Here is a 25253-nt window from a genome sequence, read left to right on the forward strand (position 1 = left end):
TGTAGGTAAGATTGAATGGCGATGAATTGATTTAAAACAGGTTTAAGATCATAAAATCCCGATAAACTGGGATATATCATGTTTTATTCTTGTAGGGTTCCCGCTATGTCCGCTGTTTTTTTCGCAAAATTTGCTCAGCAACTTTTAGAGTTCACCCCAAAAGCCATCGGCTTTCCCCTTGCTAAGATGCCGTTTAGCCTCAAAGCAAAAGCCATCAGCCAATTGCTTGAACTCTTACTTGCCGAGCAAGCTGCTGACGATGAGCTTGGATTTTTGACGGATAAATGGGTCGCGATTCGAGTGGAAGATATAAACTTAGCCTTCGAAGTCAGTTTTAATGGAAAATGGCAAGTCAGAGAGCTCACCGATGCGCAGGTGACCTTTAGTGCCAACTCTGCTGAGCTAGTGTTAGTGGCGGCGGCGAAGGAAGATCCCGACACGCTATTTTTCCAGCGCAAGCTGAGTATTCAAGGTGATACTGAATTAGGACTCGAAGTGAAAAACCTGCTGTTAAGTATCGAATTTGCCAGTATGCCAGCCCCAATTCGTCTTAGTGTTGAAAAGGTTGCCGCTGTGATTGAGCGTCTGCAAATTGAAGCGAAACCGACAATTATTCTCGCCAAATCCCCAAGTTTTTAACGTTATTTAGTGAGACTACACACTGCTAATTCCATAAAGAAGCCCGCTAAGTTGTTATCTTAGTGGGCTTATTTTTATTTAAACTTTATTATATGGTTTGGTCAATGAGTTAGTAGCTTGCACTCAGTTGTAGTCCCGAGTAGCTCGAATAAGCGCGTAACATTACATGGTAAGTTCCCGCTTGAGTCACGGTAATCGAACAGCTTTCATTGTTCCCATTTTTATAGGGACGGCAATCATAGCTGGTGGTCGTTGGGGTAGTGCCTGCTTTGACATACAGGTCTACATCTCCAGTTCCGCCACTGGTGGCAATGTTGAGTTGGCTATTGGCTGGAACCACTATCTTATACAGTTTCTCTGTTGCCGTTGCCCCGCTTAAATTCGTGACAGGTACGCGATTGGTTAAGCAGTTTGCATCGGTGCAGCTTCCGCCACCATTCAGGTTATAGCTGGCTGTCAGTTGGGCATTGGCGTAATTATTATAGCCTTGCACCATCACATACCACCGACCCGCCGTAGGTGTGGTGAAATTACAGCTCTCGTTGTTGCCATTTTGATAGGGGCGACATTGGTAGCTTGTTGTCGTCGGTTTTTGCCCTTGGCTGACATAAATATCCGCATCACCAGAACCACCCGCTAGATTGATCCCTAAACTTGCCGCATTGACTGGGACATCGATGTAGTAATACGTCGCAGAACCTGTGGCACCACTGATTGCGACACCCACATTATTTTGCAGCGGTGTTTCATCGACGGGGCAATTATTGCCACAGCCACCATCATCGCCTGCGAGTGAAAAGAGTAATTTATTGGGTGAACCTGTTTTCGCGTCTGTAACTTTATTTGACGTGGCGCGCGTCGTGAGTAAGTTTGTCACCTGTGCGGGAGAGAGATTTGGATTTTCATCTAAGTATAATGCGGCAACGCCTGCCACATGTGGGGCTGCCATTGAGGTACCACTTATGGTATTAGTCGCTGAATTCGAGTTATACCAAGCGGACGTAATGCTCGAACCAGGCGCATAGATATCAAGGCAAGTCCCGAAGTTAGAAAAACTCGAGCGGGAATCGTTACTGGTGGTTGAACCAACTGTGATGGCGTTTACCGCACGGGCGGGTGAGTAGTTACAGGCGCTGCTGTTGTCGTTACCCGCCGCCACTACGAAAGTGACCCCTGCGGCAACTGCGGCATTGACTGCATCATCAGTTGCTTGGGAGGCGCCGCCTCCTAAACTCATGTTTGCGACGGCGGGGCCGGAAGCATTGTTTTTCACCCAGTTTATCCCTGCAATCACGCCAGAGTTACTACCTGAACCTGAACAGTTGAGTACTCTGACGCCCACAAGATTGACGTTTTTAGCCACACCGTAGGTAGCGCCACCAACAGTTCCTGCCACATGGGTACCATGGCCATTGCAGTCAGTCGCATCGTAATCATTATCCACAAAATCATAGCCACTGCTGGCGCGACCACCAAACTCATTGTGAGTATTAAGCACGCCAGTATCGATCACAAAGGCGGTTACACCAGAGCCGTCGAAATCCGTGTGATAGTTACTATCCAATGGCAAGTTTCGTTGATCGATTCTGTCTATGCCCCAGGTCGGACTCGGTTGATTGGCATTGGCTTCAACCATAGGCGTTACTGACATGATTTGATCTTGTTCTATGTATTTCACATTTGAATCTTTACGCAGTGCTTTAATCTGTTGGGCGCTGGCCTTGATGAGTACACCATTGAGCACATTGCCAAAGTTTTTCATCACAGTGACATCATATTGGTTGACTAAACTCTCGGCTTGTTTCGTCGCGAATTCAGCTATGGTGTTGTTATTACTTAGATTAAGAACGCTTGGGGTATTGAATACAACAATGTAAGTATCTTTGATGGCTTTAGATTGTGGGACACTTACCATATTCGCTTGGTATTCATTAGCGTTAACAGGGAAGTAAGCAAGTCCAGTTGCGACCGCGACTGCAATTAAATGTTTCTTATGCATGTTGAACTCCATTTTCTTTTTATGTCTCCACGGACTTCGAGACATAATTCAATGTAGAAGGTATTTTCAACCTGCCCAGTTTGATGATTAAGGTATACCTAATTTATAAGGTTAAAATGTAACACTTGATTTACAATTTGACCGCAAGTGACTTTTTACTTAGCTAAAGAGTGAGGTGTACAAATAAGCGTCAAAATAATAACTATTAATCTATTAAAACAACCGAGTTTGTAAAAGTGGTGATTTATCAAGCGACATTTTGTCCGAATCACAAACCGTGCAGTAGCGATAAATTCCGTCTGCTACTTTTTTGACATTCACCGCTGAAAAGAAGTCAGTCTAAAGTAGTGTTTTGACTAATGCTGAAATAAAGGCTTGGATTTAAGCGATTTAAAGGTTCCTCATACCGTTAAATGCATCTTTATTGTGATTTTTTATGCGGGTTGTTTTGCGCAGGTTATGGCAGGTATTAGGGTAGATTTGACCGAGAGGCATTATAACCACTCGGTCAGGTGACGTGATTAAGCTTTTTGCGTTAACACGGCAAATTTCACTAACAATTCGTCGTTAGATTCGACACGGTTTGGATCTGGGTCGATGCAATCAATGGGGCAGACAGACACGCAAGTCGGTTTGTCGTAGTGACCCACACATTCGGTGCAACGGTCTGGATCGATTTCATAGATCTCTTCGCCCATAGTGATGGCCTGATTAGGACATTCAGGTTCACACATGTCGCAATTGATGCAGCTATCGTCGATCAGTAGTGCCATGATCTTAACCTAGTTCATGTGGGTTGCGAGTATCCTGACCTTGGGGCAAGTTACGCAGCAAAATACCGTGGCTCAAATCGACTTCTTTCGGCACGGGTAGATACACAGTGTGCCCCGAACCTAAACCGGCTTCAACCGCTTCAGCTTTGCGATTTTCGAGTTGTTCAATCGTCAAACTGATATTGCCCTGCGGCGTCATCAGTTCAACACTGTCGCCAACGGAGAACTTGTTTTTTACTTCAATTTCGGCCAATCCTGCAAGATTACGTTTTCCCGTCAGTTCACCTACAAATTGTTGGGTGTCACTAACTGAGTAGCCATAGTCATAATTTTGATATTCATCATGCACATGGCGACGTAAAAAGCCTTCGGTATAACCACGGTGGGCTAGGCCTTCTAATTGATTCATTAGACTGCGGTCGAAATCTTTACCCGATGAAGCATCTTCAATCGCGCGGCGATACAGTTGTGCTGTACGGGCAACGTAATAGAAGGACTTAGTGCGGCCTTCAATTTTGAGCGAGTCTATGCCCATTTTAGTCAGGCGCTCAACGTGCTGAATGGCCCGTAAGTCTTTAGAGTTCATGATATAAGTGCCGTGCTCATCTTCGAAGGCGGGCATGTATTCGCCGGGGCGATTGGCTTCCTGTAGTAGGTAAATTTGATCTGTGGGGGCGCCTGCGCCTAAGGTCGTTGGCGTTTCAATTTGCACCGCATTTGGCATGGCAATGATGTCACCGCTGTCATTTTGCTGCGCTTCGTGTACATCGTATTTCCAGCGACAAGCATTAGTGCAGGTGCCTTGGTTAGGATCGCGTTTGTTGATATAACCCGAGAGTAAACAACGGCCTGAATACGCCATACACAGGGCACCATGCACAAACACTTCAAGTTCGATATCGGGGCAGCGCTGACGAATTTCTTCGATTTCATCTAAGGACAATTCGCGTGACAGGATCACGCGTTTGATGCCTTGGGTTTGCCAAAACTTTACCGAGGCCCAGTTGATGGCATTCGCTTGCACGGATAAATGCACCACTTGATCAGGAAACGCTTCACGCACCATCATGATTAAACCGGGATCGGACATGATCAGTGCGTCAGGCTTCATCGCCACTACGGGTTCCATGTCTTTGATATAGGTTTTTAGCTTGGCATTGTGGGGCGCGATATTGCTCACCACATACAGCTTTTTACCGAGTGCATGGGCTTCTTCAATCCCAGTGGCAAGGTTTTCCATTTTAAAGTCATTGTTACGTACCCTTAGACTATATCTTGGCTGACCGGCATACACGGCATCTGCACCATAGGCAAAGGCGTAGCGCATGTTCTTTAAGGTTCCAGCTGGAGACAGCAGCTCAGGTTTAAACATAATCACTCTCAAATGGGTTAATAAATGACGCGGTGCGCGGGGGCGGCATTTTACACAATGAAAGTAGGGGTATGCAAATTGGCTTAGTTAACTTTAGCAGTACTTCACATTTTACGAATATAGTGAGTTTGGCTTAGATCAACTGGAGCGGAATATTTCAACTTGAGTGATGATTGAGGTCGATGATCAAGACAGAGAAGTAAGGCAAAATTGATAACGCAATCATACAAATTATTAACGTCTGCTGTTTTTTCTAGGCATCTAATGACAGCCAACTGATATACTCCAACAATCCAATGTTGATGTTTACAGATTGATGGGAGTTAAGATGTCTACCGAACATCTACTGTTAGTCAGTTTATTAAAAAAACTAAAAGATGATGCCTTAGTGCTACCGACCTTGCCTGAAGTGGCGATGCGGGTGCAAGAAGTGGTCGGACGCTCCGATGCGAGCCTTAAACAAGTGGCGGAAGTGATCGGTCAAGATGCTGCGATTTCTGCGCGTATTATTAAGGTCGCTAACAGCGCGTTATATAGCCGAGGCGTCCCCGCTGAAAGCATTAATAGTGCGGTTTCTCGTATTGGGTTAATCCAGATTAAAAGCATCGCCACTTCGGTGGCGATGGAGCAATTGTTCATTTCCACCAATGAAATGGTGTGGGAAGTCATGGACGAAGTGTGGCGTACCTCAATCGATGTAACCGCTGCGTCTTGTGCCATGCTGCAGATGTACAATAAGCGTCATTCAACCAGTCGGTTAAATTTTGATACCTTAACCTTAGCTGGACTCGTGCATAACATTGGCGCCTTACCTGTATTAACAGAAGCGGAGGCGCATCCCCATTTATTCACTAGCATTGATCAATTACGCGCGCTCGTACGTAAAATGCAAGGGCCTTTGGGTCGTGCGGTTTTGAAAAGTTGGGATTTCTCTACCGAAGTGATGGAAGTGGTTGAGCGTTGGGCTGATTTACCTTATCTACCCGATCATGTCACCTATCTCGACTTTATCCGTGCAGCGGCCTTTTATACTGGTGAATTGCGAGCGGGCACTGAACTAGAGCAACGTCTCGGTGTGTTTGTCGCCCGTGGATTACCTGTGACGACCGATGATTTAGCCAGTGATGAGTTTATGGATAAATTCCATTCAATTAGAGAAAGTTACCAATAATCGTTAGGCCTAAATGGAATTCAAATGGCGCTGATATCTTTTATCGTGTCATTTGAGAAAAAGCTTACGTGGTATGGCAGAGGCCAAGGTATGTTCGTAATCGGGTTAGTTGTCGCTTCTCTCGCTTTATTGATATTTTCATTGTATATCCTGCAGGCAAAATACAGATCTTTACGGTCGCAGCAAAAATTCTTAGCACAGCTTTGTACCCAGCTAGAGCAGCAAAAGGTTGAACGCCAAGCTTTAGACATTGGCATTGTCCCCCAAGCGTTTGCTCCTCTCTACCATACTTTAAATGAATTATTGAAGGCGTTACCGGCAAGTGTGGGTAAGGATAAGCTAACAGGACTTGTTAATCGTGTCGGCTTGAAACGTACTCTTACCGGCATGATGCCGCTGACTCAAGGGACATTAGTGCTAATTGATATTTATCGATTTCGCTATGTGAATGATCTCTTTGGTTTTGTATTTGGCGATATCCTGCTGAAGCAATTTGCCGAACGCTTAAACAGCTTAAGTTTATCCCCGAGATTAATCGCACGCCTCAATGGTGATGAATTTTGTTTGTATTACGAGCAAGCGTTGACTGAGGAGCAATTAGTCCACCTAAGAGGGCGGTTGCAAGTGCCTTTTAACATTAAGAACACGCCAGTCAGCGTTAAGCTTCAAATCGGTTGTCTGCATTTACAAGAACACCACGCCGACACGAGTCAGATGCTACGTCGAGTCGATTTGGCGCTGAAGAAAGCCCGCCATTCTCGTAGTGCGATTGCTTACTATGCCCAAAATGATGATATTCGTCAGTTAAGGGAACTGAAAATTATCGATAGTTTGCCTAAAGGTTTGCAACGTAATCAAGTATATATGGTGTATCAAGCTAAACAGGATATTGCCACGGGTCGATGTTTTCAGGTTGAAGCCTTGATGCGTTGGGAGCATGACGAACTCGGGATTATTTCTCCTGGAGAATTTATTCCCTTGGCTGAATATGCTGGCATGATTGATTTAGTCAGCCAATGGGCACTCGATCAGGTTTTAGCACAGCAGGCAAAATGGCGCGCGGCGGGGATACAATTGTGTGTTGCAGTTAACCTGTCGACACGGGACCTTGACAGTGAAACCTTACCCCAAGAAATTGCTGCAAGATTAGCCTATTACCAGCTCCCTCCCGAATCCTTGATGATCGAAATTACTGAAAGCACTTTAATGGCCGATTTAACTAAGGCGGTCGAGACGTTAGGAAAGATACGTGCCTTAGGGGTTAGGCTTGCAATTGATGATTTTGGTACAGGTCATTCTTCCTTAGCTTATTTAAAGCATTTACCCGTTAATGAAGTCAAAATCGATAAAGCCTTTTTAAAGGATCTAGAGCAGGATAAACCGTCGGAATACATCCTCGAAGCCAGTATTAATATTGCCAAAAAACTCGGTTACGAGGTAACTGTTGAAGGAATTGAAACGCTTGAGATTAGAGATAGGTTAGTGGCTATGGGGGTTGATACTATACAAGGTATGTATTACGCGAAGCCCATGAGTGCCGCCGAACTCGAAATGAACTGGGCCCAACTACATAATACAATCTAAACCTTGTGCTCATTAAAGTAAGCGCTCGTTAAATCAAATGCTCGTTAAATCAAATGCTCGTCAAATCAAGAGTATTAAGGCTTACAGCCGCGCCTTAATACTGTCCAGTTATCGCTATTTGAGTTGTACTTCTTTGAGTGATTTTTGTTGCCTTTGCTTATGTCAAAATAAGCTCAGGAAATCGCGCGTACTTGTATGTAAGAGTATTATCTTTGTTCGCTTGATGTGAAACCCTGACTTAAGACGGTGATTAACTCTGCCGGCATAGGCGCTAATTGACGGGCTTGATTCATACACACCATTTCAATGGTTGCCGTAACAGCAGGCTTTTTGCCCTGCGGGCGCCAAATCTCCTGCTGCCACACAGTGCGGTACTTACTCTCAAAGTAAAACTTAGTGCGAACATCGATAATATCGGCAAATTCCACCCCCTCATGGCACAACATATCGCTACGATACACAGCAAAACCCAGTTGGTTTTGTTGCCATAATGCACTTAAACGCTCAGCACCAATCACATGCTCACGGGCGCGTTCGAAGTATTTCAAAAAGTTGGGGTGATACACCACGCCAGAAAAATCAGTATCTTCATAGTAGATTTGCACTGGGAAATAAAAGGTCGGGCTAAATTGCGGCATGGGCTACGGCTATGCTAGATAGTTTTATTGCGCAATAGTCTAGCGGCTTATCTCTTAAAACAAAACCTCTAATGCGGAGAGACAAAAGCGCTGTTAAGGGAAATGTGCAGGCTACTTTAGGTCGGCAACGGCGATGCTTAATCTGGACATGATTGACAATGTGACGACTGAAATAGTTATTAGATTCGATTATGTGACGTTTTTCTGCTTATAGATAAAATGCTTGTTACCCAAAAATATCACGCTAATCAGGCAGTAAAATCACACTATCGTGCCTAATTCATTAATCCCTTCCTATACTGATAACTGCAATCCCTTTCTTACGTTGATTTGCTAGGTTGAGAGCTTTATATGAGCGAAATTAAAAAATCAGAAATATTGACAGAGAGTGGCACAAATGAACTCGAAATTATTGAGTTTCATCTACATAAGACACTTCCCAATGGTGGCCATAAAGTGTGCCATTACGGTATTAATGTCGCCAAAGTGAGAGAAGTCATTAGGGTGCCAGAAACGTCAGATTATCCCAATGCCCAGCGGCACATGGTTGGGGTGTTCTCGCTGCGAGAAAAGTTGATCCCTTTGGTCGATCTTGCCGGTTGGCTCGGAATATCGACACCTGAGGATTTAACCCACAAAGTGGTCATAGTGACTGATTTTAATAAGATGATTAATGGATTTTTAATCGATAGTGTTCGTAGCATCCATAGAGTGTCGTGGGAGCAAGTTGAATCGCCGAGTCAATTTTTAGAAGCGGGTGAAAATGATTGTGTCGTTGCTGTAGTGCGCCGTGATGGCATGCTCATTATGATATTGGATTTTGAGAAAATTATTGCTGACATTAATCCTGAACTGAGTATGGATAAGTACGATGTCACGCTCGATAGAAGTGTACTGATCAATGATAAAATGCTGGCGAAACGTGAAGCGAAAACGATTTTAATTGTCGATGATTCCGCTTTTATTCGTAAGATGATCGAAAATACCCTTCGCAGCGCAGGTTACAACATTATCACAGCCAAAGATGGTGGTGATGCCCTTGAAATGCTGATGGAATTTGAGAATCTTGCTGACCAAGATAATGCTTCTATCTCTGATTTTGTCAGCGCCATTATTACGGATGTTGAGATGCCTCGCATGGATGGCATGCATTTGGTGAAACGCTTAAGAGAATCCAAGGCGTATCGACAAATGCCAATTGTGATGTTTTCCTCTTTAATGAGTGAAGATAACCGCGCAAAGGCGATGGCATTAGGTGCTAACGATACCATTACTAAACCAGAAATTGGTCGTATGGTCGGTATGATAGATAAATACGTATTCGAAGAGTAATGCTATTTCACTTAGCGGCGATATTTGAATATGGGGTATTCGAGTCATCTCTATCAACGTCTTGAGTGATTCTTCAATGACAAACCATATCAAAGTAAAAAGCCATATTCACCGAGGCGAATATGGCTTTTTTGTAGGGTAAACGTTGTTTACTAGCGAATGATCATTTGATCGCGCTCTGGTCCAACAGAAACCATGCTAACGCGCACACCCATTAAGTCTTCAATACGTTCAACATATTGTTGTGCGGCGACTGGCAGGCTTTCGAAGGTGCGACAACCAGTAATATCTTCGCTCCAGCTTGGCATTTGCTCATACACTGGGCTTAACGCAGCAGTTTGTGGCCAAATTGGGTTCTCAGTGTGTTCACCAGCATAGGCAACACAGATTTTCAGATCTTTCATGCCAGAAAGACAATCAATCTTAGTCAGGGCAATTTCGGTTGCTGCTTGTAGCTCAACACCATTACGGGTGGCAACAGCGTCGAAGTAACCCATGTCACGTGGACGGCCTGTCGTTGCACCAAACTCGTTGGCATTTTCGCGGAAGGCGTCTTGCTCTTCCATTGCGGTCACTAACGTACCTGTGCCGACTGATGAGCTAAAGGCTTTTGCGACAGCAATTACGCGCTCTGGACGCAGAGCTGGTAAACCGCTGCCGATACCCGCGTAAGCCGCAGTCACGTTTGAAGATGTGGTATAAGGATATTCGCCGTAGACTAAGTCGCGGCCAGCACCTAATTGCGCTTCAAACAGTAAGCTCGCATCTTGTTTTTGTAATGCTTTTAATGGCTCTGTCACGTTACAAATAAACGGACGCCAAGGTGCCGTCACTTCTAATAACCATGCGGTCATTTCGGCGGCGGTTTGATTAAAATCGCAACTTGGATAAAGTGCTTTTAACTGCGGTAATTTCCAGTCGAGCATAAATTGAATGCGCTCTTGCAGCACTTCAGGTTGGTTTAACCAGCCGACTAAAATGCCTTTTTTCATCACGCGATCGCCATAGGCTGGTGCAATCCCTTGACGGGTTGAACCATAGGCGAGGTCGCCAAGACGTTGTTCTTCTAAGGTATCTTCTAATGCATGTAGAGGTAAGCACAAGGTAGCACGGTCAGAAATGCATAATTTGACTTCAATGCCAGCCGCTTGCACTTCAGCAATTTCTACACTGAGTTTTTCAGGGCTGATCACCATGCCAGGGCCTAAAACTGCAACGCAGTTAGAGTTGAAAATGCCACTCGGTAATTGGTGTAATTTAAAGGTGCCATAGTCGTTTACGACGGTATGGCCAGCGTTGTTACCACCTTGAAAGCGAATACTGGCAGCGGCATCCGCGGCTAAATAATCTACGATGCGGCCTTTGCCTTCATCACCCCAATTTGCACCCACAACCACGATCGACGGCATAACAACATCTCCTCATTGATTAAGACGCTATGCTAGACCCGTCATTTGAATAAGAGAAATTAATTATGGTTATCATCCCAATAAGAATTTCATATATCATTGGCTATCATTAACTCTAATACTTTGCAAAAGGTGACGTTATGCTCGATATCCATTGGTTAAAGACCTTCGTGACTTTAGCTGAATACAAGCATTTTGGGAAAGCGGCCACAGCGCTGCACATGACGCAGCCCAATGTTAGCTTGCATATTAAGCAGTTAGAGCAAAGCACTCGAGTCAAGTTGATTGACCGTAATCCCTTTCGATTAACGCAAGCGGGATTTCGCCTGTTAGAGAGCAGTCAGAAGACGTTAATGGAGCTGCAAATTTGTCAGGCGGATCTCAATGCGATTAATGACCTTAGCCAAGGCACCTTGACCATTGCCGCCAGCGATATTATCTCGCGGTTATTGTTGATCCAGCCGTTTCAGCTCTTTAAGGCGGAGTTTCCGGGAATAGATTTCTCACTGCTCAACACAACCTCATCACAAGCCTCTGAATTGGTGAAAAATGCCGAGGCAGATTTAGGGTTTGTGATTGCGCAGAAGGAAAGCCAGCCACTGCATTTTACTGAGCTACAACAGATTAAATGGTGTGCAATCGGAGATAATTTACAGCAATGGCAGCAGGCAAAACCCTCTGTGGATACGCCCTTAGCCGAGCAACCGACGTTGATTTTATTAGGACACGATACGCGAACCCGCGAATTGCTCGATCCCGCATTGCCGTCGCTGAACTTATCGAATTACAGAATAATGGAAGTCGGTAGTGTTGACGCGCAAATCGATTGGGCTGAGGCGGGATTTGGTGTGGCTATCGTACCGGAGTTTTCGGTTTACACTAAGGCGAATCTCACCACTAAAGTCACTCCTCTACCGCAATTCCCTACAACGAGTTTAGGTTATATTGTGCGCCAGAATCAGATCCTGTCAAAGGCGATTAAGCAGCTGTTATATTGGGTGAATCAAGAGATCATTCGCTCGCAGCGGTAATCTATCATTCGGTCGTAGTAATAGGCGATTAGTCAGCGACTAAGAGCAGTTTGTCGTATTGGCCTGTGGCTTTTAGCTGTGATAAGCCAGCGTCGAGTTGGGTCGCTAAGGTTTGTGCTTGCGGATTTCCTTTCGAGAAGGCCAAAAAAATATCGCTGCTGTGGTTAGCAAATGCAGGAATAATCTCATCATCTACCCCCATTTTTTTCAGGTTTTCCTTCGCGACTAAGTCGAACATCAAGGCGGCATCTATGCGACCAATCAACAATAAATTGATGAGCTGTTGTTGGTTGGCGACGGTGACGATATTGAGCTGTTGCTGTTTAACTAATGCGGGAAACTCATCGCCATATTCATAGCTTTTAATCACGCCGATAACGGTGCCTTTAGGTAGCGCCCATTTATTGTCTGCCAGAATAGGTTTTTGTTTCTTTTGATAAAAAGAAGCCGTGGCGATAAATAATGGGGTGTTTCCAAAGATGAAGCGTTGCTCAGTACTGTTCTCGCGGGTGACGTTAAACACCCCATCAACTGCACCTTTTTCCGCCATCATTAAGGCACGGGAGTAGGGTACAACTAAGCTATTCACTTCAATATGCGACTGTTTAAATGCGGCTTGGATTAAACGATGGGAAATACCTTGACCAAACTGATTGGCGAAAGGTGGCCAACTGTCTTCTGCGGCTAAGGTTATGGCTTGAGGTTGCGATTCTGCTGGTATTGCATTGCTTTCTTTAGCGAGTGCCATGTTGCAAATAATGGATATGAGCAATAAAACGATGCTAAGTATCAATGCTGACGGCAAATTTAATGCCTGCTGCATCCTGAGCCTCATTCTGTTCCCTGCACGCATTTTGCTTCCATCTCCCCGCTTAATATATGGCTTTTATAGCATAAAGAATTATATCTAGACTAATGATTTGAATATTAATTACTGATAGTTAGTCCTTTTGTGATGTTTATAGGATATTTCAACAACCTCAGTTTACTGTGTGCGGGTTTATTATTTTTATGTACTGTGTTTAAGGGGAATTTTTACGCTGGGTAACACATGAACTGGCTTAGCTTTCTTGCTAATACCAATCGTACTAAATATCTGTTCATTCAGCGGGAGTTCAACGCGCTTTAGACAAGGCGAAGGCTTGAAGGCATAGTGGTGCTCTGTCGAAAGCCTTGAACGCAGTATAAAGCGCGTTAAAACCCGCCCTTCGGGAGCCTCACAGGCATCCCACTCCCGTGTTGCATTGACTTAAAAGGGAATAACCATTTCTGCGTCAATGCGCCTTGGATTGAGATGCCTGTGAGGCTCTGAACTGATTAGATATTTAATGTGATTGGTATAAGTAGAAGAAATTGAAATGGATAAGTTTCAATGCTGCCATCAAACGAATCGCTAAATTGTTTAGTGAGGTTCGTTTGATGGTGATGTGTGTTGATCTTAGCTGCGCTATTTGACCTTAGTGGCTTGCATAGTAAACCAAGTCTTGTAGGGCTGATACTTGTCATAGCACCAATGGAATAGGGTGCTGTAGAAGAAGAAAAAGATCAAAAAAACCGCCTCTAAGCCCATGGCTGCCAACCAACCTATCTGTAGAAACCAGGCGATGGTCGGTATGCTAATGAAAATAAGTCCCCCTTCAAATCCAAAGGTATGCAGTATTCTGGTTTTCAAAGTGCGTTGCTCTCGATTTGCCCCAAATACCCTGTCGAATCCTAGGTTGTAGAAGTAGTTCCATACCACGGTATAAAGACTCAAAGCGATACCAACTATGACAAGTTCACTGGTTCCCTTGCCTGATATAAGGGCAGAAAAGGGGATAATAATAGCGAGTGCAATCGCTTCAAAGAGTAAGGCGTTAAAGATACGTTCTGTCGTTTTCATGGCTATTTCCCATTCATTTAATGTGACTATGGCCATAATTTTATCTAGTATAGGGATAAGTTATAGTTAGATAGTATCGGTAAAAGCGATATGTTTAGTCTCGAACAACTCGAAGCCTTTATGGAAACCGTAGAATCGGGTTCATTTTCGAATGCTGCAAGGCAACTTAAGAAAGCACAATCCGTGATTAGCCAGCATGTGATGAATCTTGAAATTGACTGTGGGGTTGAGTTATTTGACCGTTCGGGTCGTTATCCGGTATTAACGGCCGAAGGTAGTAAATTACTGCCCTACGCAAGAGCGACGATTCTTCAACATCGTAGGCTCAAACATACCGCCTTATCGCTCTTCAGTAGTCAATCTTCAGAAGTGTGCCTTGCGATGGATGAAGGCATTCCGATACAGAGAATATCTGAAATTATTCGGTTGTTAGAAGGTGATTTCCCTAATATCGAACTCGAGTTTCTCAGTGCCTCAAGCATAGATATTATCGACATGGTGCATTCGGGAAGAGCATCTACAGGATTGATTTTTAGTGAATTATCTATGCCAAGTAGTATAGATTTTGAGAGTATTGGGGTGATTCAATTCGATCTTTATGTGGCGAGTTCGCATCCCTTAGCAAAATCAGTTGCACCGAACATGGACTCATTGCGACTGTATCGACAATTACTCATCCGCTCACGGAATACTAAAACCAGTAGTTTTCAGCAGGCGTTCAGTCCTGATGTTTGGTATGCCGATAACTATTACGTGTTATTGGAGCTCGCATTACAGGGCCATGGTTGGTGTCTATTGCCCGAGCATATGGTGTCCAATTTAGTTTCATCGGGTAACTTAACTCGCGTCCCCATAGAATTTGAGCAGATAGGCTGGCATGCAAACGTCGATGTGATCCAGCATCAAGATAAAAGCAGCCTGCCATTATTGAAACGACTCAGACAACTGTTTAGAGAACTCTTGGTTGGACAGAAATAAATGGTTGGACAGAAATAAAGCAAAGCATAAATAAAACCCCAGTTAAGTGAGTACTATACTGGGGTTTAGTTTTTGTGGATCAGGATTGGTGAATCAGGATTAATTATTACGCGGAAAGTTAGCCAGCACTAGTTCGGCCACTTTGCGCAGTTCATTCGGGCAAATTCCACTGGTCGCTTGTACGGCCATACCTTGCAATACAGTGCCTATATAACGGGCAAGCAGCAAGGGATCGGCGTCAGCGGGCAAATCACCTTCATCTTTGGCGCGTTGCAGTCGTTCGCACAGGGCTATTTCTCCGTCACGGCGACGATTAATCAAAGTATCTTTAATCGCTTGTCCTGCTTCACTACAGGTGAGTGCCCCTTGAACAATCAAACATCCCTGTGGATGGCTTTTATCCACCAAAGAGCTTGCCGCACCTAGTAGCATTGACTCGATAACCTGATAGGCGGTTTTTTGTTCAAGTGCCGGGTAGAAAAACGCACAGGGGCGTTGTTCATATAATTCTATCGCTTTGAGAAATAACTGTTCTTTATTACCGAAAGCGGCATAAAGGCTAGGTTTATTAATGCCCATAGCTTGGGTGAGATCGGTTAACGATGTACCTTCAAAACCTTTGAGCCAGAAGACTTCTAAGGCTTTTGCTAATGCATCGTCAGTGTCAAAAGCTCGTGGGCGACCAACACAGGGCGTCTGGGTGACGGTTGACATCATTAGGCTCCTCAATTCTCAATTGCCCCTAGGATAGACATGGGTTTAGTCCCTGTCCAGCCACACTTGCCACCGATGACGGACTTAGGGGGATATGTCTACTTAGTCATTCAAGGTGTCACCTAAGTTCAGCATGTTATCTGCGTTAGTCAGTGTCTGCTTCAATATTCATCAAAATGCTTTGCAGTTCAAACTCGTAGCCTTTTGCCTCTGGACGCATTGCCTGCCTAGGGTAAGTGCACACTTTTAATTAAATACCGCTCGGTACATAAATTTGTTGACAGCATCATTTTACGCTATATATTACCGTCCAGTACAGAATATTTTTTACCAGTCGGTATTTAATTAGTTTGGTTTGTAACACAGCTGCATGTGTGTGGTTCGAACAGCGTGAAATGCCCGCCACTTTGAGGATAGTAATATGATGAGTAACAAACCTTTACGAATAATGATGTTAACGGCAGTGGCTGCTTTCGTCCTTTCAGCTTGTGGTGAGCAAACAGCGCAGCAGGGACCTGCACCGAGTGCGCCTAAGGTGGATGTCGCTCAGGTATTGCATGAGCGAGTCACCGAATGGGATGAGTTTACCGGTCGTTTACAGGCGCCAGAAAGTGTCACCCTTATCCCGCGGGTGTCGGGTTATATCGACTCAGTAAATTTTAAAGAAGGCGCCTTAGTGAAAAAAGGCGAGGTGTTATTTCGCATCGATCCAAGCGTGTTTGAAGTGGAAGTGGCCCGGTTAAAAGCAGATCTTGCTAGCGCACTCTCTGCAGAGCAACTGGCCACTAATGACTTTGAACGGGCACATAAGTTATTTGACCAAAAGGCGGTCTCGGCCGAATTACTCGATACCCGTGAGTCGAATAAACGTCAGACTGCAGCCGCAGTCGCTTCGGTGAAAGCAGCACTCATGCGCGCCGAGCTTGATTTAGCTTATACCCAAGTACAAGCGCCGATTGATGGCCGAGTATCCTACGCCAACGTCACTGCGGGTAACTATGTCACCGCAGGGCAGAGTGTGCTGACCAGCTTAGTCTCTACCGCCAGCATGTATGCCTATTTCGATGTGGACGAGCAAACCTACCTTAAATACGTGAAGTTAACTGCGCAGAACAAACGTAACGATCCCCGCGCTGGCGATAATCCTGTTTACATGGCTTTAGCCAATGAGCGCGATTATCACCATATTGGCATGGTCGACTTTGTGGATAATGCGATGGATAAGCAGACGGGTACTATTCGAGTTCGTGCGACTTTTAACAATGAAGACAATAACCTATTGCCAGGCTTGTTTGCGCGTCTTCGTACTGCGGGCAGTGGCGCCTATGAGGGGATCTTGATTGACGATAAAGCGGTTGGCACTGATCTCAATAATAAGTTTGTGCTGGTCGTCGGTCATGATGGCACGGTCGAATATCGCGGTGTGACCTTAGGCGAAAAAGTCCAAGGACTGCGCATTGTAACCCAAGGCTTGATGGCCGAAGACAAGATCGTCGTCAACGGTATGCAACGCGTTCGTCCTAAGATGCAAATTGAGCCAAACATAGTGGACATGGTCGACAGCGACAAGCTCGAGGCGCTACGCCAAGCCCAGTTAATACTCGATAAAAACCAAGAGCATTTGACTGCGCAAGCGGTCGAAACGGCGAGCCGCGGTTAAGGAATCACACACTATGTTGTCGCAATTTTTCATTAAAAGACCGATATTTGCAGCCGTGCTGTCATTGCTGTTTCTTATCACGGGGGCGATTGCCGTTTGGCAGTTGCCTATTACCGAATATCCAGAGGTAGTGCCACCTACGGTAGTGGTCACCGCTAATTATCCTGGCGCAAATCCTAAAGTGATTGCTGAGACAGTGGCTTCACCACTCGAGCAGGAAATTAACGGCGTCGAAGACATGTTATATATGTCATCGCAGGCGACGTCCGATGGACGCATGACCTTGACTATCACTTTTGCGATTGGCACTGACGTGGATAAGGCGCAAACCCAAGTGCAGAGCCGAGTGGATCGCGCTATGCCCCGTCTGCCGCAGGAAGTACAACGTCTTGGTATTGTTACTGAAAAATCATCGCCGGATCTCACCATGGTGGTGCATTTGTTATCGCCGGATAACCGTTACGACATGTTGTATCTGTCTAACTATGCGGCGCTAAACGTCAAAGACGAGTTAGCGCGGATAAACGGTGTCGGCGCTGTACGTTTGTTTGGCGCCGGCGAATACAGCCTGAGAATTTGGCTTGATCCCAATAAAGTCTCGGCGCTGGGTTTATCACCCGCAGACATTATTGCTGCCGTGCGCGAGCAAAACCAACAGGCAGCAGCGGGTAGTTTAGGCGCGCAGCCCAGTGGCAGTGCTGACTTTCAACTTTTAATTAACGTGAAAGGCCGTTTAACTGAACTGTCTGAATTTGAAGATATCATCATCAAAGTTGGTCAGAATGCTGAAGTGATCCGTCTTAAAGATGTCGCGCGGGTGGAACTCGGGGCAACGAGTTATGCGCTGCGCTCTTTACTCGATAATAAGGATGCGGTCGCTATTCCTGTATTCCAAGCATCGGGCTCTAATGCGATTCAGATTTCCGACGATGTGCGCGCCAAAATGGCTGAGCTGTCTAAAGGATTCCCTGAAGGACTCGAATACGAAATCGTTTACGACCCAACAGTGTTCGTGCGTGGCTCGATTGAAGCTGTGGTAAAAACCCTGCTCGAAGCCGTGTTGCTGGTGGTGTTAGTGGTGGTACTGTTCCTGCAAACTTGGCGCGCATCGATTATTCCGCTGGTGGCCGTGCCTGTGTCTTTGGTCGGTACCTTTGCCTTTATGCATTTGCTCGGTTTCTCGTTAAACGCCTTGTCGCTATTTGGGCTGGTGCTCGCCATCGGGATTGTGGTTGACGATGCCATCGTGGTGGTGGAAAACGTCGAGCGTAATATTGCCGCAGGGTTAAGCCCAGTTGCGGCAACGCAAAAGGCGATGAAGGAAGTGACTGGCCCGATTGTGGCAACCACCTTAGTGCTGGCGGCGGTGTTTATTCCTACGGCCTTTATGAGCGGTTTAACTGGGCAGTTCTATAAACAGTTTGCCTTGACTATTACTATCTCGACCTTCATCTCGGCGATTAACTCACTCACTTTGAGTCCTGCATTATCGGCGCTGTTACTCAAGAGCCATGATGCACCTAAGGACGGCTTAACGCGTCTAATGGATAAGTTGTTTGGTGCTTGGTTATTTGTGCCTTTTAATCGCTTATTTAACCGTGCATCCGATGGTTATGGCTGGTTAGTGCGTAAGGTTATCCGTTTTGGCGGCATTATTGGTCTAGTGTATTTAGGCATGGTGGCGTTAACGGGTGTGCAATTTGCCAATACACCAACGGGTTATGTGCCAGGCCAAGATAAACAGTATTTAGTGGCCTTTGCTCAGTTGCCCGATGCGGCATCCCTTGAACGTACGGATAGTGTGATCAAGAAGATGTCCGAGATTGCGCTAAATCACCCCGGAGTCGCGCACTCGATTGCCTTCCCTGGCCTTAGCATCAACGGTTTTACCAATAGTCCTAACTCAGGCGTGGTGTTTGTCGCGCTCGATGATTTTGACTCGCGTACCAGTCCTGAACTGTCGGCGAATGCCATTGCAGGACAATTGAATCAGCAATTTGTTGCTATTCAAGACGCGTTTATTGCCATCTTCCCGCCGCCACCTGTGCAAGGCCTCGGCACTATAGGAGGGTTCCGTCTGCAAATTCAAGACAGAGCCAACCTTGGTTATGAGGCCTTGTATCAGGTGACCCAACAAGTGATGTACAAGGCGTGGGCCGATCCTCAGTTAGCTGGCGTTTTCTCTAGCTATCAAGTGAATGTGCCACAACTTGAACTGGATATCGATCGGACTAAAGCGAAACAGCAGGCAGTGTCGCTCGATCAAATCTTCCAGACATTACAAACCTATATGGGCTCGACCTATGTCAATGATTTCAATCGTTTCGGTCGAACCTATCAGGTGAATATGCAAGCCGACGAGGCGTTCCGTCAAAGTCCGCAACAGATAAGTCAGCTAAAGGTGCCGAATCTGAATGGTGACATGATCCCGCTAGGTTCGTTCATCAACGTCAGCCAAAGTTCAGGCCCAGACAGAGTGATGCACTATAATGGTTTCACTACCGCTGAAATCAACGGTGGTCCAGCGCTCGGAGTGAGTACAGGCCAAGCGCAGGCGGCGATTGAGAAAATTTTGGCTGAAACCTTACCTAATGGTATGACTTATGAGTGGACCGAGCTGACCTATCAGCAAATTCTCGCGGGCAATACGGGTCTTTTGGTTTTCCCGCTGGTGATCATCTTAGTGTTTATGGTGCTAGCCGCCCAGTACGAGAGTTTAAGCTTGCCATTGGCGATTATCTTAATCATCCCAATGACCTTACTTTCAGCCCTCAGTGGTGTGCTGATTTATGGTGGGGATAATAATATCTTCACCCAAATTGGCCTGATAGTGCTGGTGGGGCTGGCGACTAAGAACGCTATTTTGATTGTCGAGTTTGCAAAGGAGAAACAAGACCATGGTATGGCACCTATGGAGGCGATATTAGAGGCAGCAAGATTACGTTTACGTCCTATCTTGATGACATCTATCGCCTTTATTATGGGAGTAGTGCCTATGGTGTTCTCCACTGGTGCGGGCGCCGAGATGCGCCAAGCCATGGGCGTGGCAGTATTCGCCGGTATGATTGGGGTGACTGTATTTGGTCTTATCCTAACGCCGCTGTTTTACTATGCCTTAGCAAAGAGAGGCGGTAAAAAAGCCGATGAGCATAAAGAGATAACCGTCGGTTAAGCTTGTTTTCTAGTTGAAAAATACATGAAAGGTCTACATTGAGTAGGCCTTTTTTGTTTATTCACGGCGAGAGCGATTAGATTTGACTATCTTTAGTAACATTAGGTCAATTGATGCTTAGTGATGGTATTCCTCGCTAGGTTAAAACTAAAACCAGAAATGAGGAATATCGTTGGTATTTTCTTGATCATCAATAAGAAACAATGAATAACTATTACCAGACCATTCTGTTAGCTTATAACTTATTGCCACTTGAGCGCGTCATTATCACAGAATGATTAGAATGGTTACTGTTTTACGACTTTTCTATATAATTTGATGATTATTCAATATATTAGTAATGTACAATGCTAGATGGATCTAGATCGTTTTTTTACGCAGAACTCAGCTAAGGTACTTGTTTACCTTGCATCACTATGCCCGAGGTAACGGATGATCCTATATCGCGTTTTATATGCGTTAGTACTTTGCGTTTTGATCTATTTCACGCCTCAAGTCATGGCTGCTGAACTCAATATTAATGTAGTAGATCTGCAACAACAGGCCATTGCCGATACTGTTGTGGAGCTGATCCCTGCAGTGATGCCCGATAATGCAATACCTATCGAGCATTATGAAATGTCGCAAAAAAATCGAACCTTTATCCCCTTTGTGCTGGCGGTGCCTAAAGGTGCAAAGGTGGATTTTCCCAACTTAGATCGTACTCGCCACCATGTGTATTCTTTTTCAGAAGCTAAACCTTTCGAACTTAAATTGTATGTGGGTCAGGCCGAAGCGCCGATTCAGTTCGATAAACCCGGTTTGGTCGCGCTTGGCTGTAATATTCACGATTATATGCAGGCATTTATCTATGTGGCAGATAGCCCTATTGTCGCGGTGACGGACGAGAAAGGTGAGATCCAGTTTAAGGGACTTATCGCTGGTCAATATAAAGTTAAGCGCTGGCATCCATGGCAGAAGGCGGCATCAGAGCCAACGGATTTACTGATAGTTAATGGCCCTAATCAACTCAGCCTGCCCTTAGACATTGAGCGTCAAGCTAAACCGTCGGCTCCGCCGTCGGGATTTGGTCACTACGATTCTGAAGGTAAGCCATTACATGCTAAATAGTTTTCGCGCTCGGCTGATTTTAGTTTTCTTTATTGTGCTGACGTTGGTGCAATTTGCCACGGCATTTTCCGTGTTGACAGCGACCGAAAAAGATAACTTTTTACAGCAACAGAAAAGCCTCGATATTGGCGCGAATGTGTTTCTTGAAGTGTTATCGAATCGCGGTATTCAGCTCAGTCAAAGTTTGTCCGTACTCAGTGCCGATTTTGGTTTTAAGCGCGCGATTGCTACTGGTGAGCAAGAAACCATTGAGTCAGTGTTATCTAATCACGGCTCTCGTATTGGTGCCGACGCCGCTGTATTGTTATCACCTAAAGGGGAGCTCTTGACCTCGAGTTTGCCCGGACTCACTCAGGATGATATTCAATCCTTATTTAATATGACCACCAGCAATCATAATGCGTTAGCTATCCTTAATTTTGATCATGCTAGCTATCAGTTTGTGCTGCAGCCGGTGAAGGCGCCGACCTTAATCGCTTGGGTTGGCATGGGGTTTCTATTAGATGAGAAGGTCGCCCAACAAGCTAAAGCTATTACGGGCATCGATGTGAGTTTTGTCAATCAGGCAACGGGCCGCACTGAAATTGCTTCAACCTTATCAGATAATGAAAAGTTAAGCGTAATTGAGCAGGCGAGCTTATTGCCTAGCTTGCTGCAAATGCCTAGTGAAAGTATTCCCGTAGATCATCTGTCTATGGGCATCAAACTTTATGATCACAACGGCAGCCAATTAGCGCTACTACACCAATCAAACCTCAAGTGGCAGCAAAGTTATCAGCAACTACGTAATAATATGCTGCTGATCTTTGCTTTGACCTTAGCGCTGGCGATTGCGATTGCGATTTGGTTGTCGGGCAGTTTGACTGAACCCGTGCATCAACTTGTGAATTATGCCCGCAAAATCGGTCAAGGTAAGCAGCCTGCCAATATTCAAGGTGCGCCAGCAGAGCTTAGGGTGTTGGCTAAGAGTTTATCCTTAATGCGCGATGATATTGAAGCGCGGGAAAAGGATTTAGTCTACCAATCTCGCCACGATAGCTTGACAGGTTTACTCAATCGTTTTGCCGCAAAACAGCATTTGGCGGATCTTAACGATAAATTATCCGGTGCTATGGTGTTGTTAGATATTAAACATTTCCGCCATATCAACGATATTATTGGTTTTGCCAATGCCGATACTTTGTTACTGCTTTTTGCTCGTCGCCTAGAGCAATTAGCACCCACTCCGGATTTACTGGCGCGTTTAGACGGTGACTCATTTTTACTTCTGTATAGTCAAGGTATTCGCCCCGAACATTTACTGAAGTCATTGGATATGTTGGAGTCACCTTTTCCAATCCAAGGCTCAAACATTTCTCTTACCGTGCGGGCGGGATTACTTGAAATCGATGGTAATGGTGCTGATATCGATGTGTTAGTGCGCCGCGCCGAAATTGCCCTCAATCAAGCCTGTCTCGAAGAGCAACGTATTGTCAGTTATCGTCAAGGCGCCGATGAAAAGTATCAGCGTGAGCTGACGATTATCCGTGATTTGCCTATAGGTTTGGCGCAAAACCAATTGTATTTAGTGTTCCAACCTAAAGTGGATTTACGCCTAAACCAGTGCACTGGCGCCGAGGCATTGATCCGCTGGCAACATCCTACGCTAGGGTTTATTCCGCCCGATGAATTTATCCAACTGGCTGAAAATTCAGGCAACATTGATATTGTTAGCCAGTGGGTATTGAAGCAGGCAATTCAGCAATTAGTGACATGGCAGCGGCGGGGTATAGTGCTAAAACTGGCTATTAACCTGTCGGCCCATGATTTAGTCGATACTCGCTTACCAAATCAAATCGCCATTTTACTGAAAGACAATAATCTGCCAAGCGGTGCACTCTGTATCGAAGTCACTGAAGGCGCCGTGATGAAAGATGCACAGACTGTGGTGAGTGTATTACAGCGATTCCGTGACATGGGCGTTTCTGTTGCCATTGATGATTTTGGCACAGGTCATTCATCATTAGCCTATTTGAAAATTTTACCCGTTAATGAAGTGAAAATTGATCGCAGCTTTATCAAAGACATGCTCACGGATAGCCAAGATGTGATGATAGTCGATACGAGTATTAAATTGATCCATGGCTTAGGTTTTACCGTAGTAGCCGAAGGGGTTGAAGAACAAGAGGGTGTTGAGATATTGCGTAATCTCGATTGCGATATCATTCAAGGTTATGTGTTTTCGAAACCCTTAAAAGCGGCTGAATTTGATCTGTGGTTCGAGGCGTTTAACCATCCAAATACTTCTGATGCATAAGCGCGTTTACTCAAGTCAATATGCAAAGATGCTAGACTAACGATTCATCGTCGACAGAATTAGAGCGGAGCATCAAGTGAACATTTCCATAAATGCATTGAAGTTGAATTCATTAACTTGGGCTTATGTTAAGGCTTTGTCTTGCCTATTTTTACTATTGGGCACTGTTCCTGCGTTTGCCGAAGGTAGTCGTGTGGTCGCGACTGGCGGCGGGACGACGATTGAAGGCAGTGCTGGCGGTGGCATAGTGCCATGGGCCGTGATCAACGGTTATGGCAGTAGCGGTGAATGGTCGGCAACGGCGATGGCGACGGGTGTCTATGTCGATGATTTTACGCTGAAAGTGATCGGCGCTTCTTTGAGTTTTGATAATCGATTCGAGCTGAGCGTTGCGCGGCAAACCTTTGATTTAGATACTATGGGCGGCGAGTTAGGCCAAGATATCTTCGGCGTAAAATACAAGCTTGCCGGAGAGCTACTTTATACGGCTATGCCGCAAATTACCTTAGGTGCCCAGTATAAAAGAGTCGATGACTTTGCGATTCCTCAGGCGGTTGGGGCGCGGGATGATTGGGGTTTAGATGTGTATGTTGCTGCCAGCAAAGTATTTTTTGATGCGGTAGCGGGACGAAATGTATTACTCAATGGGACCGTGCGCGCGACCAAGGCGAATCAAACGGGTTTATTGGGTTTTGGTACCCAAGCCAATCATGATTACCAGTTTGTGTTCGAAGCCTCTGCCGCGGTATTGCTGACGGATAATGTGGCACTGGGTATCGAATATCGCCAGAAACCCGATGAGTTAGCTTTTGCCCGTGAGGATGATTGGCAAGATGTGTTTTTAGCTTGGTTTATCAATAAGCATCTTTCCGTGGTTACGGCCTATGCGAATTTGGGCAGTATTGCAGGATTTGAAGAGCAACGGGGTTGGTACCTGTCGGTGGAGGGAGCGTTATGAGGCGTTTACGGGTGAAGCTAATACCTTTGGTCGCAGTGTTTTTTTTCACTGGCTGTGCGGTGCAAACGACCGAAATCTCAGCATCACAAACTCACTCGAGTCGCCAAACCGCAAGCCAGCAAACCTTATATCAAGAGCTCGGTGGTGAAGCCGGCATATCGGCGATAGTCGATGGCTTGCTGGCACGTATCGCCACAGATCCACGCATAGTGCATCACTTCCAAGAGACAGATATTGCCCTGTTTCGGGCGCGCGCCATCGAACATTTTTGTCTGGTTGCCGATGGCGGCTGCGTGTATCACGGCGAAAGTATGGCGCACAGCCATAGAGGCTTGAATATTACCCAAGCGAATTTCGATGCCTTAGTTGGTCATTTGATTGAATCGATGAAAGAGCAACATATTCCGCTATCGACCCGGAATGCCTTTCTAAAACGTCTCGCTCCTATGTATGCGGATATTACCTATCACTAGTGTGTTGTTTGTATTATCAAAAAGTGGCATTTAAATATGGCGAAGGTGTTTGATGCGGTTAG

The 25253-nt window shown here is 45.4% G+C and carries 20 protein-coding genes; 12 read left to right on the top strand and 8 right to left on the bottom strand.

Translation table 11 applies throughout. The features are described 5' to 3' along the window. Window positions 1–105 precede the first annotated feature (105 nt). Window positions 106–639 (top strand): SCP2 domain-containing protein, encoded by a 534-nt coding sequence (locus L5M29_RS07340; RefSeq protein WP_263167029.1) that lies wholly within the window; start codon window positions 106–108, stop codon window positions 637–639. Window positions 640–748: 109 nt separating this feature from the next. On the opposite strand, the gene L5M29_RS07345 is transcribed toward L5M29_RS07340, so the two are convergent. The 3 genes from L5M29_RS07345 to yegQ form a co-directional block, all read right to left on the bottom strand. Further along, window positions 749–2638 (bottom strand): S8 family peptidase, encoded by a 1890-nt coding sequence (locus tag L5M29_RS07345; protein WP_263167031.1) that lies wholly within the window; start codon window positions 2636–2638, stop codon window positions 749–751. A 521-nt stretch (window positions 2639–3159) separates the two neighbouring features. After that, window positions 3160–3411, bottom strand: a complete 252-nt coding sequence (locus tag L5M29_RS07350) for a YfhL family 4Fe-4S dicluster ferredoxin (RefSeq protein ID WP_006082676.1) — start codon at window positions 3409–3411, stop codon at window positions 3160–3162. Between the two features lie 4 nt (window positions 3412–3415). Continuing rightward, window positions 3416–4783, bottom strand: a complete 1368-nt coding sequence (gene yegQ / locus L5M29_RS07355) for a tRNA 5-hydroxyuridine modification protein YegQ (protein ID WP_105251727.1) — start codon at window positions 4781–4783, stop codon at window positions 3416–3418. A gap of 328 nt (window positions 4784–5111) precedes the next feature. Between yegQ and L5M29_RS07360 the strand changes: the two genes are divergently transcribed. Both L5M29_RS07360 and L5M29_RS07365 read left to right on the top strand, forming a co-directional pair. Beyond that, window positions 5112–5954: an HDOD domain-containing protein gene (locus L5M29_RS07360; protein ID WP_131523262.1), complete on the top strand. Its 843-nt coding sequence runs from the start codon at window positions 5112–5114 to the stop codon at window positions 5952–5954. Window positions 5955–6044: 90 nt separating this feature from the next. Further along, window positions 6045–7538, top strand: coding sequence for a putative bifunctional diguanylate cyclase/phosphodiesterase (locus tag L5M29_RS07365; RefSeq protein ID WP_263167208.1), 1494 nt, complete (start codon window positions 6045–6047; stop codon window positions 7536–7538). Between the two features lie 206 nt (window positions 7539–7744). Here the strand turns inward: L5M29_RS07365 and L5M29_RS07370 are convergent, their stop codons facing one another. Further along, window positions 7745–8176: a thioesterase family protein gene (locus L5M29_RS07370; protein WP_263167035.1), complete on the bottom strand. Its 432-nt coding sequence runs from the start codon at window positions 8174–8176 to the stop codon at window positions 7745–7747. Between the two features lie 351 nt (window positions 8177–8527). Between L5M29_RS07370 and L5M29_RS07375 the strand changes: the two genes are divergently transcribed. Next, window positions 8528–9508 (top strand): chemotaxis protein, encoded by a 981-nt coding sequence (locus tag L5M29_RS07375; RefSeq protein WP_028761419.1) that lies wholly within the window; start codon window positions 8528–8530, stop codon window positions 9506–9508. 152 nt (window positions 9509–9660) lie between these two features. On the opposite strand, the gene L5M29_RS07380 is transcribed toward L5M29_RS07375, so the two are convergent. After that, the gene (locus L5M29_RS07380; protein WP_263167036.1) at window positions 9661–10917 is read right to left on the bottom strand and encodes an adenylosuccinate synthase; all 1257 of its coding nucleotides are present in this window, start codon (window positions 10915–10917) and stop codon (window positions 9661–9663) included. Window positions 10918–11057: 140 nt separating this feature from the next. Here L5M29_RS07380 and L5M29_RS07385 point away from each other — a divergent pair, with 140 nt between their 5' ends. Continuing rightward, a complete protein-coding gene (locus L5M29_RS07385; RefSeq protein WP_028761417.1) occupies window positions 11058–11948 on the top strand; it encodes a LysR family transcriptional regulator in 891 nt (296 codons plus the stop codon). Between the two features lie 28 nt (window positions 11949–11976). Here the strand turns inward: L5M29_RS07385 and L5M29_RS07390 are convergent, their stop codons facing one another. Together L5M29_RS07390 and L5M29_RS07395 are read right to left on the bottom strand one after the other, a co-directional pair. After that, window positions 11977–12801 (bottom strand): substrate-binding periplasmic protein, encoded by an 825-nt coding sequence (locus tag L5M29_RS07390; RefSeq protein WP_263167039.1) that lies wholly within the window; start codon window positions 12799–12801, stop codon window positions 11977–11979. Window positions 12802–13395: 594 nt separating this feature from the next. Next, a complete protein-coding gene (locus tag L5M29_RS07395) occupies window positions 13396–13830 on the bottom strand; it encodes a PACE efflux transporter (protein WP_263161960.1) in 435 nt (144 codons plus the stop codon). 90 nt (window positions 13831–13920) lie between these two features. Here L5M29_RS07395 and L5M29_RS07400 point away from each other — a divergent pair, with 90 nt between their 5' ends. Further along, window positions 13921–14808: a LysR family transcriptional regulator gene (locus tag L5M29_RS07400; protein WP_212599308.1), complete on the top strand. Its 888-nt coding sequence runs from the start codon at window positions 13921–13923 to the stop codon at window positions 14806–14808. Between the two features lie 99 nt (window positions 14809–14907). Here the strand turns inward: L5M29_RS07400 and L5M29_RS07405 are convergent, their stop codons facing one another. Then, window positions 14908–15525, bottom strand: a complete 618-nt coding sequence (locus tag L5M29_RS07405) for a TetR/AcrR family transcriptional regulator (protein ID WP_198572928.1) — start codon at window positions 15523–15525, stop codon at window positions 14908–14910. 418 nt (window positions 15526–15943) lie between these two features. On the opposite strand from L5M29_RS07405, the gene L5M29_RS07410 reads away from it, so the two are divergent. From L5M29_RS07410 to L5M29_RS07435, 6 genes are all read left to right on the top strand, one after another. After that, complete coding sequence (locus L5M29_RS07410; RefSeq protein ID WP_173497524.1) at window positions 15944–17182, top strand: efflux RND transporter periplasmic adaptor subunit; 1239 nt, start codon at window positions 15944–15946, stop codon at window positions 17180–17182. 13 nt (window positions 17183–17195) lie between these two features. Then, window positions 17196–20354 (top strand): efflux RND transporter permease subunit, encoded by a 3159-nt coding sequence (locus L5M29_RS07415; protein ID WP_263167041.1) that lies wholly within the window; start codon window positions 17196–17198, stop codon window positions 20352–20354. A gap of 432 nt (window positions 20355–20786) precedes the next feature. Further along, window positions 20787–21464: a methylamine utilization protein gene (locus tag L5M29_RS07420; RefSeq protein ID WP_198572926.1), complete on the top strand. Its 678-nt coding sequence runs from the start codon at window positions 20787–20789 to the stop codon at window positions 21462–21464. Further along, a complete protein-coding gene (locus L5M29_RS07425) occupies window positions 21454–23760 on the top strand; it encodes a GGDEF domain-containing phosphodiesterase (protein ID WP_263167043.1) in 2307 nt (768 codons plus the stop codon). Before L5M29_RS07420 ends, L5M29_RS07425 begins: the two co-directional genes overlap by 11 nt. Window positions 23761–23836: 76 nt before the next feature. Next, window positions 23837–24718: a DUF3034 family protein gene (locus tag L5M29_RS07430; protein WP_263167046.1), complete on the top strand. Its 882-nt coding sequence runs from the start codon at window positions 23837–23839 to the stop codon at window positions 24716–24718. Further along, window positions 24715–25191 carry a group I truncated hemoglobin gene (locus tag L5M29_RS07435; protein ID WP_263167050.1) on the top strand — a complete coding sequence of 159 codons (477 nt, stop codon included), beginning with the start codon at window positions 24715–24717 and terminating at the stop codon, window positions 25189–25191. Before L5M29_RS07430 ends, L5M29_RS07435 begins: the two co-directional genes overlap by 4 nt. Window positions 25192–25253 lie beyond the last annotated feature (62 nt).

The organism is Shewanella sp. SM95 (assembly GCF_025653595.1).
GTDB lineage: Bacteria > Pseudomonadota > Gammaproteobacteria > Enterobacterales > Shewanellaceae > Shewanella > Shewanella oncorhynchi.

Bases quoted from the DNA above. Each gene is read 5' to 3' on its own strand.
- L5M29_RS07340 (WP_263167029.1), top strand. From the start codon at position 106: ATGTCCGCTGTTTTTTTCGCAAAATTTGCTCAGCAACTTTTAGAGTTC.
- L5M29_RS07345 (WP_263167031.1), bottom strand. From the start codon at position 2,638: ATGCATAAGAAACATTTAATTGCAGTCGCGGTCGCAACTGGACTTGCT.
- L5M29_RS07350 (WP_006082676.1), bottom strand. From the start codon at position 3,411: ATGGCACTACTGATCGACGATAGCTGCATCAATTGCGACATGTGTGAA.
- yegQ (WP_105251727.1), bottom strand. From the start codon at position 4,783: ATGTTTAAACCTGAGCTGCTGTCTCCAGCTGGAACCTTAAAGAACATG.
- L5M29_RS07360 (WP_131523262.1), top strand. From the start codon at position 5,112: ATGTCTACCGAACATCTACTGTTAGTCAGTTTATTAAAAAAACTAAAA.
- L5M29_RS07365 (WP_263167208.1), top strand. From the start codon at position 6,045: ATGTTCGTAATCGGGTTAGTTGTCGCTTCTCTCGCTTTATTGATATTT.
- L5M29_RS07370 (WP_263167035.1), bottom strand. From the start codon at position 8,176: ATGCCGCAATTTAGCCCGACCTTTTATTTCCCAGTGCAAATCTACTAT.
- L5M29_RS07375 (WP_028761419.1), top strand. From the start codon at position 8,528: ATGAGCGAAATTAAAAAATCAGAAATATTGACAGAGAGTGGCACAAAT.
- L5M29_RS07380 (WP_263167036.1), bottom strand. From the start codon at position 10,917: ATGCCGTCGATCGTGGTTGTGGGTGCAAATTGGGGTGATGAAGGCAAA.
- L5M29_RS07385 (WP_028761417.1), top strand. From the start codon at position 11,058: ATGCTCGATATCCATTGGTTAAAGACCTTCGTGACTTTAGCTGAATAC.
- L5M29_RS07390 (WP_263167039.1), bottom strand. From the start codon at position 12,801: ATGCGTGCAGGGAACAGAATGAGGCTCAGGATGCAGCAGGCATTAAAT.
- L5M29_RS07395 (WP_263161960.1), bottom strand. From the start codon at position 13,830: ATGAAAACGACAGAACGTATCTTTAACGCCTTACTCTTTGAAGCGATT.
- L5M29_RS07400 (WP_212599308.1), top strand. From the start codon at position 13,921: ATGTTTAGTCTCGAACAACTCGAAGCCTTTATGGAAACCGTAGAATCG.
- L5M29_RS07405 (WP_198572928.1), bottom strand. From the start codon at position 15,525: ATGATGTCAACCGTCACCCAGACGCCCTGTGTTGGTCGCCCACGAGCT.
- L5M29_RS07410 (WP_173497524.1), top strand. From the start codon at position 15,944: ATGATGAGTAACAAACCTTTACGAATAATGATGTTAACGGCAGTGGCT.
- L5M29_RS07415 (WP_263167041.1), top strand. From the start codon at position 17,196: ATGTTGTCGCAATTTTTCATTAAAAGACCGATATTTGCAGCCGTGCTG.
- L5M29_RS07420 (WP_198572926.1), top strand. From the start codon at position 20,787: ATGATCCTATATCGCGTTTTATATGCGTTAGTACTTTGCGTTTTGATC.
- L5M29_RS07425 (WP_263167043.1), top strand. From the start codon at position 21,454: ATGCTAAATAGTTTTCGCGCTCGGCTGATTTTAGTTTTCTTTATTGTG.
- L5M29_RS07435 (WP_263167050.1), top strand. From the start codon at position 24,715: ATGAGGCGTTTACGGGTGAAGCTAATACCTTTGGTCGCAGTGTTTTTT.